This is a genomic window from Duffyella gerundensis (assembly GCF_001517405.1).
GTDB lineage: Bacteria > Pseudomonadota > Gammaproteobacteria > Enterobacterales > Enterobacteriaceae > Duffyella > Duffyella gerundensis.
On sequence record NZ_LN907828.1, the window covers coordinates 156,950 to 172,772 of the forward strand.

16 protein-coding genes are annotated in these 15,823 nt (G+C 55.8%); 7 read left to right on the plus strand and 9 right to left on the minus strand.

Annotation, left to right across the window (positions count from 1 at the left end):
• Window positions 1–18 precede the first annotated feature (18 nt).
• Entirely contained in the window at window positions 19–2,166 is a 2,148-nt protein-coding gene (locus EM595_RS17910; protein ID WP_067435986.1) for a glycoside hydrolase family 3 C-terminal domain-containing protein, read from the minus strand.
• Window positions 2,167–2,384: 218 nt separating this feature from the next.
• On the opposite strand from EM595_RS17910, the gene EM595_RS17915 reads away from it, so the two are divergent.
• Both EM595_RS17915 and EM595_RS17920 read left to right on the plus strand, forming a co-directional pair.
• The gene (locus EM595_RS17915) at window positions 2,385–3,119 is read left to right on the plus strand and encodes an AzlC family ABC transporter permease (protein WP_067435989.1); all 735 of its coding nucleotides are present in this window, start codon (window positions 2,385–2,387) and stop codon (window positions 3,117–3,119) included.
• Complete coding sequence (locus tag EM595_RS17920) at window positions 3,116–3,409, plus strand: branched-chain amino acid transport AzlD family protein (protein WP_067435991.1); 294 nt, start codon at window positions 3,116–3,118, stop codon at window positions 3,407–3,409. The genes EM595_RS17915 and EM595_RS17920 overlap by 4 nt, the downstream gene beginning before the upstream one ends.
• A 5-nt stretch (window positions 3,410–3,414) precedes the next feature.
• Here the strand turns inward: EM595_RS17920 and EM595_RS17925 are convergent, their stop codons facing one another.
• On the minus strand, window positions 3,415–3,837 hold the full coding sequence (locus EM595_RS17925; RefSeq protein WP_067436984.1) for a GFA family protein: 423 nt from the start codon (window positions 3,835–3,837) through the stop codon (window positions 3,415–3,417).
• Between the two features lie 160 nt (window positions 3,838–3,997).
• Between EM595_RS17925 and EM595_RS17930 the strand changes: the two genes are divergently transcribed.
• From EM595_RS17930 to EM595_RS17940, 3 genes are all read left to right on the plus strand, one after another.
• A complete protein-coding gene (locus EM595_RS17930; protein WP_067435994.1) occupies window positions 3,998–4,513 on the plus strand; it encodes a thioredoxin family protein in 516 nt (171 codons plus the stop codon).
• A 23-nt stretch (window positions 4,514–4,536) separates the two neighbouring features.
• Window positions 4,537–5,067 (plus strand): GNAT family N-acetyltransferase, encoded by a 531-nt coding sequence (locus EM595_RS17935; protein ID WP_067435996.1) that lies wholly within the window; start codon window positions 4,537–4,539, stop codon window positions 5,065–5,067.
• 141 nt (window positions 5,068–5,208) lie between these two features.
• Window positions 5,209–6,198 (plus strand): SDR family oxidoreductase, encoded by a 990-nt coding sequence (locus tag EM595_RS17940; protein ID WP_067435998.1) that lies wholly within the window; start codon window positions 5,209–5,211, stop codon window positions 6,196–6,198.
• Window positions 6,199–6,210: 12 nt separating this feature from the next.
• On the opposite strand, the gene EM595_RS17945 is transcribed toward EM595_RS17940, so the two are convergent.
• From EM595_RS17945 to EM595_RS17970, 6 genes are all read right to left on the minus strand, one after another.
• Window positions 6,211–7,377: a zinc-dependent alcohol dehydrogenase gene (locus EM595_RS17945; protein ID WP_067436000.1), complete on the minus strand. Its 1,167-nt coding sequence runs from the start codon at window positions 7,375–7,377 to the stop codon at window positions 6,211–6,213.
• Window positions 7,378–7,911: an SRPBCC family protein gene (locus EM595_RS17950; RefSeq protein WP_067436003.1), complete on the minus strand. Its 534-nt coding sequence runs from the start codon at window positions 7,909–7,911 to the stop codon at window positions 7,378–7,380.
• A 369-nt stretch (window positions 7,912–8,280) separates the two neighbouring features.
• Entirely contained in the window at window positions 8,281–8,970 is a 690-nt protein-coding gene (locus EM595_RS21190; protein WP_157883933.1) for a hypothetical protein, read from the minus strand.
• Window positions 8,930–9,640, minus strand: coding sequence for a hypothetical protein (locus EM595_RS17960; RefSeq protein WP_067436008.1), 711 nt, complete (start codon window positions 9,638–9,640; stop codon window positions 8,930–8,932). The genes EM595_RS21190 and EM595_RS17960 overlap by 41 nt, the downstream gene beginning before the upstream one ends.
• Window positions 9,640–10,293 (minus strand): hypothetical protein, encoded by a 654-nt coding sequence (locus EM595_RS17965; RefSeq protein WP_067436013.1) that lies wholly within the window; start codon window positions 10,291–10,293, stop codon window positions 9,640–9,642. Before EM595_RS17965 ends, EM595_RS17960 begins: the two co-directional genes overlap by 1 nt.
• Before the next feature lie 227 nt (window positions 10,294–10,520).
• Window positions 10,521–11,765, minus strand: a complete 1,245-nt coding sequence (locus EM595_RS17970) for a DUF2254 domain-containing protein (protein WP_067436016.1) — start codon at window positions 11,763–11,765, stop codon at window positions 10,521–10,523.
• Between the two features lie 305 nt (window positions 11,766–12,070).
• Here EM595_RS17970 and EM595_RS17975 point away from each other — a divergent pair, with 305 nt between their 5' ends.
• Window positions 12,071–14,062, plus strand: a complete 1,992-nt coding sequence (locus tag EM595_RS17975; RefSeq protein ID WP_067436019.1) for a BCCT family transporter — start codon at window positions 12,071–12,073, stop codon at window positions 14,060–14,062.
• Between the two features lie 169 nt (window positions 14,063–14,231).
• Complete coding sequence (locus EM595_RS17980) at window positions 14,232–15,170, plus strand: LysR family transcriptional regulator (RefSeq protein ID WP_067436022.1); 939 nt, start codon at window positions 14,232–14,234, stop codon at window positions 15,168–15,170.
• A gap of 8 nt (window positions 15,171–15,178) precedes the next feature.
• On the opposite strand, the gene EM595_RS17985 is transcribed toward EM595_RS17980, so the two are convergent.
• Window positions 15,179–15,817 (minus strand): ATP-dependent Clp protease proteolytic subunit, encoded by a 639-nt coding sequence (locus EM595_RS17985; protein ID WP_157883934.1) that lies wholly within the window; start codon window positions 15,815–15,817, stop codon window positions 15,179–15,181.
• Window positions 15,818–15,823: the final 6 nt, after the last annotated feature.

Here is a 15,823-nt window from a genome sequence, read left to right on the forward strand (position 1 = left end):
TGCCCGTTATTCTGCGCGTCAGTAGCCGAAGCGCCGTGCCGCGATATCGATCTGCACGCTGAGCGAGACATCACCGGCATGCTGACCCAGCACGACGTCATAGCGCCCCGCGTCAATCACCCACGCTTGCTGCTGATCATCCCAGCAGGCGATCACCCGTGGCTCCAGCGTCAGCACTACCTGACGACATTCGCCGGGTTGCAGTTCCACCCGCTGAAATGCCGCCAGCCGCGGTACAAAACGTCCATCGGTCGGGCTGATATACATCTGCGCCACCTCGGCACCGGCGCGCGCGCCGCTGTTGGTTAAGGTAAAACTCACCTGCACACCCTCCTGCTCAGCGGTGGCCTGTAAATCAGCACGGGTAAAGGTGGTGTAGCTAAGGCCAAAACCAAACGGAAACAGAGGCGTCTGGCCGGTACGGGCAAACCAGCGATAGCCCACATCCGAACCTTCAACCTGATAATCGATATGAATGATGCCGCCTTTAACCGGCATACCGGGCAGCGAAGTGGTACTTTCCGGATCGACCTGCTGCGGATGCGGCAGCTGCGCTTCGCTGGCAGGAAAACTCACCGGCAGACGACCTGATGGATTGACCCGGCCAAACAACACGCCAGCAATCGCCTCGCCGCCACCGGAACCCGGATACCAGGCTTCGATCACCGCAGGCACCTGCTCGATCCAGGGTAACGTCACCGGCCCACCGGTTTCCAGCACCACCACCAACTGCGGATTGACCGCGGCTACGGCAGTAATCAGCGTATTCTGCTCATCGCTCAGCGCCAGCCCCTGCGCATCCAGCGCCTCAGAGCGCCACTCCTCCGCAAAGAGAATCACCACATCCGCCTTTTTGGCCTGTTTCAGCGTCTCGTCGAGGTTGTCGCCGCTGACAAAATCAACGTTTTCAGCGCCCGACTCAGCGCGAATGGCCCACAGCGGCGATGACGGCTGGAACACTTTGTCGGTCTGAATGCCCATAAAATCCACGCCCGGCAGGCGCAGGCTACCCACTGGCGTAACCGCTGAAGAACCGCCGCCCGCCAGCACGCCGTGATCGGCATGCGCGCCCACCACCAAAATCTGTTTCGCGCCGCGGCGCAGCGGCAACATCGCGTCGCTGTTTTTTAGCAGCACGATACCCTGCTCCGCCTCCCGCTGGGCCAGCAAGCGGTGCGCCATGTAATCAATGTCGCCGTGGCGCTGTGCCGGATGATCGATAGCGCCCACCGCGAACAGGCTGCGCAAAATACGTCTGACCATGTCATCGATGCGGCTTTGCGGCACGTCACCGCGGGCCACCGCTGCCTGCAACGGCTCAGCAAACCACGCCTGCTGATCCAGATTAGCGCCGGACTGCACATCCAGCCCGGCCAGCGCCGCTTTTGCCGCGGAGTGCGTGGCGCCCCAGTCGGACATCACCCAGCCGGGATAACGCCAGTCGCCTTTTAGCACCTCGTTGAGCAGGAACGCATTCTCCGACGCCCATTCCCCGTTGACCAGGTTATAACCCGGCATCACCGCGCCGGGCTGCCCCACCTCATTGGCAATTTCAAACGCCAGCAGATCCGATTCGCGCATCGCCGCCTCGCTGAGATCGGAGCTGACGACCACGCGCCCGGTCTCCTGCGGATTAACAGCAAAATGTTTAACGGTGGAGACCACGTGCTGCGACTGAATACCGCGCACCGAATACCCGGCCATAATGCCGGTCAGCAGCGGATCTTCTGAGAGGTATTCAAAATTGCGGCCGCCGCGCGGTTCGCGCACCAGATTGGCGCCGCCCGCCAGCTGCACGTTAAAGCCTTTGGCAAACGCTTCCTGACCCACCAGCGCACCGGTGCGCTCTGCCATCTCGGGATTAAAGGTGGCCGCCAGCAGCAGGCTCGACGCCAGCGCCGTGGCGTTGTCGCCAGGCCGCACGTTGCCCAGCGCGGTCACGCCCAGGCTGGCATCACTCTGCTGAATAGCTGGAATACCCAGGCGGGGAATGCCCGGATAATAGGCCGCTGAGCCTATCGCTCCTTCCGGCAGCGGTTCATCGCCCAACGGGATCGCCATCGGCCCCGACAACCAGGCAAATTTTTCCTCTTCCGTCATTGCTTTGACGACAATATCGGCCCGTTGATCGGCTGTCAGTCCTGCTTGTTGCCATTCCTGAGTCATGCTGTTTCTCCTGCGGTGGGCACGCCGCATGCCAGAAGTGCAGGCGGCGTATCAGAATGCGCTTCAGCCTGGCTGATTTCTGTGAGAATGCCACCGTGAAGGCACGCAAGGTGACTAACGGCTGCTGCTTCATGGCAGCAAATCATAAGAATATTGTATGAATGCAACCGCTTGTCATAAGAAACCTCTATAATATTCAGCCTTAAAGGAGGCTGTTTATGTCGGTTCACTCTTCCAGCGTTTCAGATCCATCATCCTTTCGCCAGGAAATCTCCCGCGGTATCACCGCCGCCTTGCCGGTGCTGATCGGCGTGCTGCCGTTTGGACTCTTACTTGGCGCGCAGGCGGCGCAAAAAGGCTTTTCACCGGCCAGTCTCGCGCTGCTTACCGGCCTGAATTTTGCCGGCGGATCGGAGTTTGCTGCCATTGCGCTGTGGAGTTCACCGCCGCATCTGCTCACCATTGTGCTGGTCAGCCTGCTGGTTAACAGCCGTCATATGGTGATGGGCGCCTCGCTTTCGCCGTGGCTCAGCCACCTGCCGATGCGCAACGTGCTGCCCGCGCTGTTCTTTATGTGCGACGAAAGTTGGGCGATGAGCATGGCCGACGCCGCCCGTCGACAACAGCAGGGGTTGCCGCCTGCCTTCAGCATGGGCTTTTATGTCGGGCTGGTCAGCGCGCTGTGGTTGATGTGGGTTTTCTCTACCGCCGCGGGCGTAGTGATTGGGCCAGCGCTAGGCGACATCACGCGCTGGGGCTTTGATATGGCCTTTCCGGCGGTGTTCTTTGTGCTGCTGCGAGGCATGTGGAAAGGCGTGAAGATGGCCTTTCCCTGGCTGGTGAGCCTGGTGAGCGCCGCCACCGCGTATCACTTTTTACCGGGCGCGGTGTATGTGCCGATCGGCGCAGTCAGCGGCATCCTGGCGATTTTACTGATGGCGGGCAAAGCATGAGCATGCTGACCGCGGCCACCATTGTGCTGATGGCGCTGAGCACTTACTTTACCCGCGTGGCCGGTTATCTTCTGCTGCGCAATCGTCACCTTGGCCCACGTACCCGCGCGGTGATGGACGCCGCGCCCGGCTGCGTGCTGATTACGGTGATCGCGCCGCATTTTGTCACCGGCAACCCTGCCGACCTGCTGGCGCTGGCGATTTCACTGCTGGCCGCGATGCGGTTCTCCCTGCTGCCGGTGGTGGTGATCAGCGTGGCATCGACGGCGTTGTTGCGCCATCTGCTGTAAGGCTGCTACTGGTTGAGACGCTTCACCAGCGACGCCACAGAATCTACCGCGTCGCCGCTGTTGTTGTCAGAACGTACCCTGTCCCAGCGGCGGGCATCGTTAATGCAGAAGTCGCCCACGCAGGTCATCTCGTCGTCAACGTCCAGCAGGCCAATCGGGATCCACACATAAGGCTGACCGCGCAGCGGATTCGGCACGGTGGAGCCGCAGCGGCTGCAAAAGTCGTTGCGATAGCCGGTGCTTTTGGTCCAGCTGACGATCGCCTCTTCGCCTTGCAACCAGCTGAACGCCTCGGCATCCATCAGTGTTGCCAGGTTAAATCCCACGCCGCTCTGCTTGCGGCACAACGAGCAGTGACAACGGTAAAATGTCGTTGGTCTCCTCTTCACGGCAAACGCGACCAGACCGCACAGGCATGAGCCTTCCATCATTCTCTTCTCCAGGTGGTTGATTCCAGCCGCTATCATACAGGCGTTCTCCTGTTCCTGACTGCCGCCGGCGTCCCGACATGGCGATGCACAGCAGGAATGTTTACACTGTTGCCAGGGGACGATCGTTCCCGCTGCTCACTGACAGAGAAGAGAAACCATGCAATATTTCAAAACGCTTTTTGCCGCTGCGTCGACCTATCACGACTTCACCGCTCAGGCTGAAGAAAAGGACATTGAGGCGCTGAAACAGTGCGAAAAGCTGGCCAAAGCGATCCGCAATGAGGGCGAGCTGGCACGCCTGCCCACGCTGCAAACCGCCTGCAATATTCTGGTGGTGGCTGAAATGTGGTGCCCGGACTGCCATAAAAACCTGCCTGCGATTCGTCGCGTCACGCAGCTGGCACCGCACGTCGGGCTGGGCATTGTCACGCGTGAACAGGCGGGCGAGGCGTTCATGGCGCATTTCAAGCTGGAGAAAATCAGCATTCCTTTTGCCGTGGTGCTGGATGCTGATTTTACGCCGCTGGGCCAGTTTATCGAGCGCCCGAAAAGCGCATGGGATGAAGAAGGCAAGGTTAAAGAAAGCTACCGCAACGCTGAGCTGTTAGCTGACACCGCGCAGGAGATTGCAGCGATTCTTTACCGCGCCGAAGACGCTTCCCGCACGGTGTGACCTGGACAACGGATAAGAATCGCATGCTGACCGAACGGCTCTGCTGCCGGGCGGTGACTGCCGCCGATGCGCCGCGCCTGTTCGCCATTTACGGCGATCCGGCAACCAACCAGTTTAATCCCGCCGGGCCCTGCCCGGATATCGATCGCGCACGCACGCTGCTGCACAGGTGGCTCACCCACTGGCAGCAGCACGGCTTTGGCATGTGGGCCATCGCGCAGCGTGACGACGCAGAAAACGTGCTCGGCTTTGGCGGCATCAGCATTGCGGACTATGACGGCGTGTCGGTTAATAACCTTGGCTACCGCTTCGCGACCCTTGCCTGGGGAAAAGGGTTGGCAACCGAGTTTGCTATCGCCGCCGTGCGTTATGGCTTCATGGAAATCGGCTTAGCGACAATCTCCGCAAAGGTCCGCCCAGCCCATCTCGCCTCGCAAAAGGTGCTGCTCAACAGCGGGTTGCGCTACGTCTTCACGCTTCAGGATGTGGATAGCGGGCCGCCAAGCCTCTGTTATCAGCTCAGCCGCGCAGAGTGGCAGACTGCAAATCGCTGAAAAAAACAGCGCTTTGCCTGTCCGTACAAAAAACTCCCGACTAAACCCGTCATTATTCAGCCACCTGCCATAATCAGATAAGCAAAACGCACGATTTCTTCGATCATCCGGCTGCACGCTGGCCATTAACAAGGACCGATTATGTTTCCAGAAAAAGTGGTGGTGATTACCGGCGGTACGGCAGGCGTTGGCCGCGCCAGCGCGCAGGCGTTTGCCGAGGCGGGCTATGCGGTAGCGGTAATTGGCCGCAGCGAACAGGGTGTGAACAGCACCATTGAAGAACTCCGGCTGCTGGGCGCTCGCGCCAGCGGTGCCGCAGTGGATGTCTCAGACGGCGCGGCATTGCTGGCGGCCGGACGCAAAATTGAGTCTGAGCTGGGGCCGATCAGCATTTGGGTTAATGCGGCAACGCTGACCGTGCTGGCACCGGTCACTGACATCACCGATGAAGAGTTTCAGCGCGTCACTGACGTGACTTATCTGGGTTGCGTCCACGGTACGCGCACCGCGCTGACGCTCATGGCCGAACGCGACCGCGGCACTATCGTGCAGGTCGGCTCTGCGCTGGCTTATCGTTCGGTGCCTTTACAGGCCGCCTACTGCGCCGCTAAAGCCGCGATTCGCGGCTTTACCGATTCTCTGCGCAGCGAGCTGATCCACAACAAAAGTTCGATTCGTCTGACCATGGTGCATCTGCCGGGCGTCAATACACCGCAGTTCGACTGGTCGCGCAACAAGATGGGCAACAACGTGCAGCCGGTCGCGCCGATTTATCAGCCGGAAGTGGCCGCACGCGCCATTCTCAGTGCCGCACGTCGGGCACCGCGCGAAGTGTGGCTGGGCCGTTCCACCCTGCAATCGATTGTCGGCACCATGCTGTTTCCCGGCCTGCTTGACCGCATGATGGCGAAACAGGGCTGGGAAGGACAAATCACCGACCAGCCGGAAGCCGCCGATCGCCCGGATAACCTGCATCAGCCGGTGGAAGGATTGCATCGCAGCCACGGTCGTTTTGACAATCAGGCCGAAGACCGTGCCTTGCATCTCAACATGAATAATCCCGGCCTGGCGATCCTTAGCGTTGCCGCCGTTGCCTGGCTGGGATTACGCAGTTTGCGCCGTCGTTTGTAACGGCGCCGCTGCTCAGGGCGCGAAGACGGCGCGCAGGCACCCCTCTTCTTTGTGTTTAAACATTTCGTAACCACGGGGCGACTCTTCCAGCGTAAAGCGGTGAGTCGCCATAAACGCTGGGCTCAGCTCATTTTTAGCCACGTGATCCAGCAAGCGATGCATATAGCGCTGCCCATGCTGCTGCGCGGTACGAATAGTCAGGCTTTTGTTGATCATCAGGCCGAGCGGGAATTTATCCATCACGCCATACACGCCGAGAATCGAGATATTTCCCCCTTTGCGGCAGGCATAGAGCGCCTCACGCAATGCGGTGCCGACGTCGGTTTGCAGATGCAGCAGCTGTTTGGTTTTGTCATAGACATGGCTCAGCCCTTCGCCCCGTGCCTCCATGCCCACCGCATCAATGCAGCTGTCCGGCCCTCGTCCGCCGGTTAACTCCAGCAGCGCTTCGGTCACATCCACTTTGCTGTAATCCAGCGTGATGCTGCCAGCATGATCACGCGCCATTGCCAGGCGCTCGGGGTAACGATCGATGCCAATCACCTGATGCGCGCCCATCAACCATGCGCTCTGTTGCGCCATTAGCCCGACGCCGCCGCAACCCCATACGGCCACGGTATCGCCCGGATGAATGTTGCAAAAATCAGCACCCATATAACCGGTCGGTGCTGCGTCCGACAGAAACAGCGCCTGCTCATCGCTAACGCCGTCCGGCACCACAAAGCAGTCATTATCGGCAAAAGGCACCCGGACATATTCCGCATGGGAACCGGCATAGCCACCAAACGCATGGCTGTAGGCGTAGATGCCGCCCGTGGCATGACCGAGCACCGTTTCCCCTTTTTCCCACTGTGGATTGGTATTATCGCAGCACGATGGCAGCTGATGCTGACAATACCAACATGAACCGCAGGAGATAAACGACGGCACGACCACCCGATCGCCACGGCGAATATTTTTTACCGCGCTGCCAACCTCAACCACTTCGCCCATAAATTCGTGACCGAGAATATCGCCTTCCCGCATGCTGGGGATAAGGCCGTCGATCACATGCAGATCGGAGCCGCAGGTGGTGGTCAGCCGCACGCGAATAATCGCATCGTGTGGATTGATCAGGCCCGGATCGGCCACGGTTTCGACGCGTAAATCGTTTACGCCATTCCAGCAGAGTGCGCGCATCTATTTCTCCTTATCCTGACGTTCGGCGTGGCGGCCAGCGGGCTGACCATCAAGGGTGGGAATTTCACCCGTTTCAGCAAGGCTTTTGAAACGGTGCAGCGCTTTGCTGACGACTTCTTTTGGCAGCAGGTCAAAAGTCGTAGTGACTTTCTTACCCAGCATGCCGCCTGGTGGAGTAAAGCGCAGCGTCAACGCCAGCTCGGTGCCCCATTCGCCCGGCGCTGGCCGAAGCCGCAGTTCGCCTTCATTGGGAATGTCGCCGCCCTCAAGGGAACGCCAGGCGATCACTTCACCCGGCTGCGCCTCGACAATGCGCGTTTCCCAGGAATAGTGTTTGCCTAACGGCCCATCAACCTGCCATAGCGCATCGCTGGCATTCACCGGCGTGATTTTGGCAAAGTGGCTCATGATGCGCGGCAAGGTATCAGGATCCAGCCACAGCGCAAACAGATCGGTAGCGGGCAACCCCACCGTGATCCAGCGACGTAACACCAGCTCATCGGTATGGTCTTCAGCATGGATTTTATCGGCCAAAGGAACCTCCTGTTGCAGACTTGAAACGATGATCAAACATCAATTTGAGTTAAGTACAACAGCAGGAATATTGCGAGCGAAGCGGCATGGCGTGTGGCCTGAAAAGCGTTTCAGAATGAACGGTTACAGAAAAGGGTTATTTCCGTGGTTTGATAAAACTATTATCATTGGCTAAAAAAATCATCATGCCCATCGGAACGTCAGGGTATAAATCAGTACATCTTTAATTCTTCTGCAATAAGCTCGCCGGAACAGATTATTGTTGCCAATTCTGTACTGAGCGTATTAAGGCGCAATGAGAGTGATTCGACCGGCTACTTTTTTTCGCAGGCATGAGACGTCATTGTCAGAATAATGATTAACTGCTTTCTATATATAAACCCGAAAGTTTGTATCTTCAGTTTCAGCCGTAAAATGGCAGCCTGATCCATCAGGAATAATGTGCAGCGCACTAGCATCGTCACTACACTGAGTCTGCCCATCTGCTTGCCATTGCCAGTAGCCATCCGTACTCAACAGTAGCTTGTCACCCTGCTGCCAGGTAAAGCCTATACGCTCAGGCGGCATAAATCGATTTGCTTTCAGCACCCGGGTAAGAATATGCGCATAACTGTCACCAAGGCTGGTAAAAGTATGATTAATAACATGGGGTCGGCTAACCCGGTATGTTTGAGAGCCGGTTACCACAGCCAAAAGACAATCGCCCACATAGATTATCTCACCGCTGTTATTGCGTAAATCAATGTCGACCAGACTGTAACTTGCCCGTTCATGCAGGAATTCTGGCACCAGCGTTTTATGTAACTCACGCAAAAGAATATTGAGTGGCAATCTGGTGGGTTGCGTATACGTCGTTAACAATAGTGTTGACCAGTGTTCCGCAAAACGTTGTGCATTTCCGCCTCTTTCCGCCGCGTCGACAATCACCGCGATTAATTGTTCTTCATCTGCTTTTACCGCCACATAATCATTATTTGCATTGCGCTGAGCCCCTGAATACTTGTCCAGATAATGTTCATCAGTCCAATATCCCTTGAACCATTTCTTCGATCCTTTCAAAAATGACCTGCTCACGATGGGGACTATTCCAACACTGACTGCTCACGGCGTATTCGAAGTTAATATCTTCAAGGAGAACCTTAAGCTGTTTACCGATATAATTTTTTACCGACGCAGGGGCAATTATCACTTCATCAAGTAACTCTTCACGCCCATCAATCAAATTGATAATATCCTCAATGTCGCGACTGGTGAGTGCATCACCCTTTCCTCTCCCTAACCATGCTTCAAGCTTTGTGGCAATAAAGTAAACGGGTGAGACCAGACGTATTGCAATCTCTTCATGGAGAACAAAAGGCAAAGCATTTTCCATCGCCGCTTTGTACCACTGGTTACTGAACCCTAATATTGATTCATCATCGGGCATGATATCGACCCGTAATTCATTCAGCTTCATGGCACAAATAGGAATGTCGTCATCGTCTGATGGGGCTTCTATTTTAAAACCACGACGTTGTAACTCTTCCTGCAGCGCGGAATAACCGGCATAACTGATGACATGAACAATTAAGTCAACGTCATCGGTATGTCTGACCTGTTCGCGTGTGACCTCATCAGTCAGTAAAAGTCCTGTTGTGCATCCGCCCACAAAAGTCATTTGCTTTAGCAAGTCAGGCCCCAGTGCCCGTGCGACTTCAATCAGCATGCTGTGTTGCATCGCAGCTTCCATTATGTTCCTTCCCTGAATATATTTCCTAACATGTCCGCAGCAACGCCTGCTTCACGTGGGTTGCCTAATCGTAGGGCATCCGTCAGAGCAAGCATGGCATAGAGGTCCTTATCTTTTTTTACCGCGAAAGGCACCGTATGAAACACCGGCTGAACCTTTAGCCCTTTACTTTTTGCCCTTTCGTCCGGCCACACAGGAATCAAATCGCCCGCACTGTAAAGTGTGGTACTTAATACCGGCGCTGAGAATGACGTTGCTATTCCACGGGTCATTTCGGCCATTCGTGCTGGAAATACATACTTTAAGCCATAAATAAAAAATTCCAGCAGCGACTTTCTGTTCGCGCGAGGTACGCCGTATTTTCTGTCTTTCTTCGCTAAGCCAATATCAATACAACGGCGTAAGGAATCCCCTATTTGTGTTTTACCGATTCCGGTGCTGTTTTCCAGGCTTCTGACGGTGTACAGGCTTTCACGCCAGGCTTTTATTCCGCCAGGTTCAATAAGCCCCTTTTGCTGCAACGTTTCTTCTTCAGTTGTTTCCCAGTCCTGCCACCGCTCAGCCAATGACATCATTGCTGCTTCAGTTGATAACTGCTCTTGCTTTTGTAGCGAGATTAACTTCAAAAGCAATAAAATATCTTGACCTTTCATTATCACTCCAGCGCCACTGTCCTGCGTCCCGGGACAAAGGACAATCCTGAGTTAATGCTCCAGATAAATCAATTCATTTTCCAATACGCCTGCTCAAATTTATCGTCTTTAGTGCGCCAACGTAGCTGAGGGCAGCAAAATTGCGCGCAGAAAGCTGTATCTGACTGCTATGACCAGGCAGGTGATTGCCGCTTTCTGCCTGCGGCTTTCATTCTCACGAAGCAGGATTACTCCGCGGCGACACACTTTCGCAGCCGGGCTTTGTCATGCTCCGATTGCAGCGCCTGCTCAGCGCGCGCCACTGCCTGCGCAGCATGTTCGCGGGCGCAGGTGCTGAACGCCAGGGGATTAAACATCGCCAGCGCGGTGAGCGCCTTGTGCAACGCAATCTGCACTTCGATGATTGCTGCGCCGTCACGCGCGATCGGCATAAAGAAATCATCAAACAGGTCGCTGGCCTGGATGGGTTTTATGAAGAGACGCGGATAGCTTACCGTCGCGTGGGCAATCTGGCGCGGCCAGCAGGAGAGCAGCCGAACACCACGGCCAATGACGTCGATGGCGGTACCAGGGTCGTTAACCGCTGGAGAAAGCGCGCGTGAAGCAATTTCAGACAGCACACAGAAACCAAAACGCGGATCCTGCTCAAACGAGCGCTGGGGTTGAAGGGTAAACGCCGCAATCAGCGCCTCAGCATGGAAGTCTCGCTGGGCGGGAGACAGCCAGAGCAACGGTTGCGCCGGGTAAACAAATTCACCCGGCTGGCGGGCAATGAAAATCGACAGCGCGTGCGCATCGGCATACGCCGCCAGCGCCTGCATATCAATATGCTGCACATAACCCACCTCTTGAGCAGATACCGCCGTGGCGTTGCTGGTGGAGATCGGCTGTGCCTGCCATTCATTAGCGCCGAGCAAAGGATTATCCATCCGTGCACACAGCGTGTTGTGGGTCGCATCTTCAACGCGCTGCGTGGTTTCGCCCAGTTGACCAAACTGTGCCAGATGCTGGATCCAGCGCAACAGCGTGATAATAATCAGCACGATAACCAAAAGCGTGACAAAAAACAGCACCGCCCGCCCTTCTCTGCCGTACGCACCCATGCTCAACGCAATGATGCCCACCAAACTGTAGAGAAAAGAGCCGATAAACGTTGCCAATACATTCTGCGTGGTGCTGTCTTCCACCAGCAATCGGGTGGCTCGCGGCGTAACGCTGCTGCTGGCCGCATTGTAGGCCGTCACCATAATATTGAGTGAAAAGGTGGTGACCGCCAGCATGCTGGAAGCCAGAATACCGAGGATTTTATCGACCGCATCGGTGCCGATCAAACCGGCAACCGAAGGCGGAATAAACGCTTTCAGTACTACCGCCGCCAGCGCCGTGAGCACCGCCAGAATGGCAAACAGCGAGGTGCGAAACCAGAGCTTGCGGGTCATTTGTTGCAGCAACCAATGCCATTTTGAGGTCATGTTCTCTTCCTTAATCAGCCTTTTAACAGGGGGGTTACCGGCCCGCACGTAGCGTGAATAACGCGAGCGTAAAACAGATTAGTCGCCGTGACTAAGACGTCCTCAACCGTCTGACTTTGCAGGCATTCCGACGCAGGTTCAGCAGTCGCTTAAGCAAGCGTAGAACAGCGCTGTGTTGAGCCGCATCTGTAACAATATTATTTTTAACGAATAAATTAATTTAGCTTAACGCTAGCAATTTCCTGACATTTTCGTCTCGTCTGCCATAATGGCCGTTACATTCAGAAACGTATCAACGAGGTTTTATGTCCCAACCACAAACAACGGAGCGCTCACCCCGAAGCAAAATCAATCCCCCGGTGTTTTACAGCTCCGCCATATTGATCTTTATTATTGTCGCCTTCGCCGCGGTTTTTCCTGAGCTTGCCGACCGGCAGCTGAGCGCGTTGCAAAGCGGTATTTTCGCCAATGCCAGCTGGTTTTACATACTGACCGTTGCCCTTATCCTGATGAGCGTCGCCTATCTTGGCATGTCGCGTTTTGGAGATATCAAACTCGGGCCCGATCACTCCGAACCCGATTTCAGCTACGTCTCATGGTTTGCCATGCTGTTCTCAGCGGGCATGGGCATCGGCCTGATGTTCTTTGGCGTCGCCGAGCCGGTGATGCACTACATGGCTCCGCCGTCAGGCACGCCGGAAAGCGTGCAGGCTGCCAAAGAGGCGCTGCGCATCACCTTTTTCCACTGGGGTCTGCATGCGTGGTCAATCTACGCCATCGTGGCGCTGATTCTGGCGTTCTTCAGCTATCGTCACGGCCTGCCGTTGACACTGCGTTCGGCGCTTTATCCGATTATCGGCGATAAAATTTATGGTCCGATCGGCCATGCGGTGGATGTGTTTGCAGTTATCGGCACCGTGCTGGGTGTCGCCACGTCGCTGGGCTATGGCGTATTGCAGGTGAATGCCGGACTGAACCATCTGTTTGGCTTGCCGGTAAACGAAACCGTGCAGGTGATCCTGATTGTAGTCATCACCGGCCTTGCCACCTTGTCGGTGGTTTCCGGGCTGGATAAAGGCATTCGTATTCTGTCTGAAATTAACCTGACGCTGGCGGTGCTGCTGCTGGTTCTGGTCGGTGCGATGGGCCCAACGGTGCTGCTGCTGAAATCTTTTGTGGAAAACACCGGCGGCTATCTCTCTGAGATTGTGAACAAAACGTTCAACCTCTATGCCTATGAGCCGAAATCGAGCAAGTGGCTGGGCGGCTGGACGCTGTTCTACTGGGGATGGTGGCTGGCGTGGTCGCCGTTTGTCGGCATGTTTATCGCCCGCGTATCGCGTGGCCGTACCATCCGTGAATTTGTCACCGGCGTGCTGTTCGTGCCAGCGGGCTTTACCCTGCTGTGGATGACCTTTTTCGGCAACAGCGCCATCTGGCTGATCATGAGCCAGGGCGCGCGCGATTTGGCAGAAACCGTGCAGTCAGATCAGACGCTGGCACTGTTTAATTTCCTTGAGCACTTCCCGTTCAGCTCGGTGCTGTCGTTTATTGCGATGGCCATGGTGGTGGTGTTCTTCGTCACCTCCGCGGACTCCGGGGCGATGGTAGTGGATACGCTGGCTTCCGGCGGCACCGACAATACGCCGGTGTGGCAGCGCATTTTCTGGGCATCGATGATGGGCGTGGTGGCCATTGTGCTGCTGCTGGCGGGCGGCATGAAAGCTTTGCAAACGGTGACTATTGCCAGTGCATTGCCCTTTGCGGTTATTCTGCTCGCCTCGATATACGGGCTGTTTAAAGCGCTGCGTATCGACTATTACAAGCGGGAAAGCAAGCAGATCACCACCATCGCCACGCCAGCCTCGCGCAATCCCATCTCCTGGCAGCGTCGCTTGCGTAACATCGCCTACTTCCCGAAACGCTCAAACGTGAAGCGCTTTATGGATGAGGTGATTCAGCCCGCGATGCATATGGTTAGCGGCGAGCTGCTGAAGCAAGGCACCGTCTCGCACATCGACGACAGTGCGGACGATCGCGTGCGTTTTGAAGTGGATTTAGGCAATGAGCTGAACTTTGTTTATGAGGTTCGCCTGCGCTCCTATATTCAGCCTACTTTTGCCCTTGCCGCCTTAGGCGATGAGAAAAAAGAGGAGAACCGCTACTACCGCGCCGAAGTGCATTTGAAGGAAGGCGGCCAGGATTATGACGTGATGAGCTGGCCTCAGGAACAGATCATCAACGATATTCTTGACCAGTATGAAAAACACCTTCACTTCCTGCATCTGGTGCGTTAAGACGCAGACGGAGAGATCAATCAAACCCCTTCAGGACCGGCTCAGGCCGGTCTTTTTTTCTGTTATCTGGCCAGGCACCCGCGCACCAGTTATTGCCGCGGGCGGCCGCCCGCTATATCGACAAAGGGTAAACAGGTAAAATACCTTTTTGACTGGCAGGAAGGATTCTATGACCCCGGCAACGCACCTGATCGGCACCATGCTGCCCAGCGTAAAACAGCTGCAATGTTTTCTGGCAGTGGCGCATGAGCTTAATTTTCGCCGCGCCGCAGAACGGCTCAGCATGACGCAGCCGCCGTTAACGCGTCAGATCAAAAGCCTGGAAGCGCTGTTGAACCAGCCACTTTTTTTACGCAGCACCCATGAGGTGAGCCTGACGGAAGCCGGGCGATCGCTGGTTCCGCGCGCGGAAGAGATTTTGCTGTCACTTGCCGGACTAAAGGTTGAGCCCTCACCCGCTGATGCGCGCGTGCGCATCGGGCTGACTCGCACGTTGAATTTTGACAGAATCGCGTCGCTGAAGCAGTCACTCGCACATCTCAAGGTCGGCGAGGATATTGAAACGCCCAATCTGACCTCGGCGCAACTGTTGCAGTGCCTGACCAAAAACACGCTGGATCTGGTTATTAGCGGTGAACAAGGCGCAGCGCAGGCGGAAAACATCGACTATTGCTGGCTCTGCCGCGAACCGCTGCTGCTGGCTCTGCCCGCCGCTCATCCCGCCAGCGCAGAGGAGAACGTGTCGCTGGAATCGGTCAGCGATCTGCCGCTGTTCTGGTTCGCCAGAAGCGCGAATCCGGCGTTTTATGATAAGTGTGAAAAGCATTTTTCCCGGCTAGAAACGGCAATTAAACGTGTCAAAGAGCCGGATGATTCGCTGGTAATGCTGACGCACATTGCCAGAGGCAAAGGGTTTGCCCTGATGCCGCAGTCAAAGTGCATCTTTACGCAGGATGGGCTCTGTTACCGCCCGCTCCGCTCCGCCGACGCGCAGCAGCTGCATATTGACGTTTACGTCGCTATCCGCCGGGGCGAAACGCGCCAGCCGGTGCTGGCAGCCAGAAAAAGAGTGTGTGATGCCACTGCCAGCGGCAGTCAGCCAGCATAACCGGAATGCTAATCAGTAATAAAATAGGAGACGGGCGCGGCGACCATTTTATCGTCGATGCCAGTGGCAAGCTTGTGTTGCAGCGCCGCCTCTGAGGTGAGGTAAAGACGGTTATCATCGCTGCCCAGCGCCTTATCCATCTCCCCTGCGCTGAAGTCCGTACAGTGTTGATAGATATTCCTGAACATGCGGTTGTACATGCCAATATAGTTCTGGGCCGTGGCGAGTTTCGCCGGGGTAATATTTTTATCGGCGATGCTGTCCATTTGTGCCGGATGAATAATGAAATTTGCTTCTTTCAGCACGATACGCTCCTGTCCCGCGCAATAAGGCAGGGTAGCGGCCGACGCAACCATCGACTGATTTACGGTAACAACCTGCTTGTTTGTGCTACGAAGGGCATAATACATGGCGAGCGCGCTATCTAAATTGCCGCCATCGCTGTTCAGGTAGAGATAAATTTTTTTGCTGTTCACATAACGCTGGTTAATCTCATCAAGCACCGATTGCAACGCGGCCGATTTATTGCCGCTGATCAGCCCTGAAAATGAAATCTTTATCGTTGCCACATCCTCAGCTTTACCATTATTAGTGATCGAAAAGGTATTGGCCATTGCCCATGTGGGCATTAATAACAGAGCGGCCATAGCGAG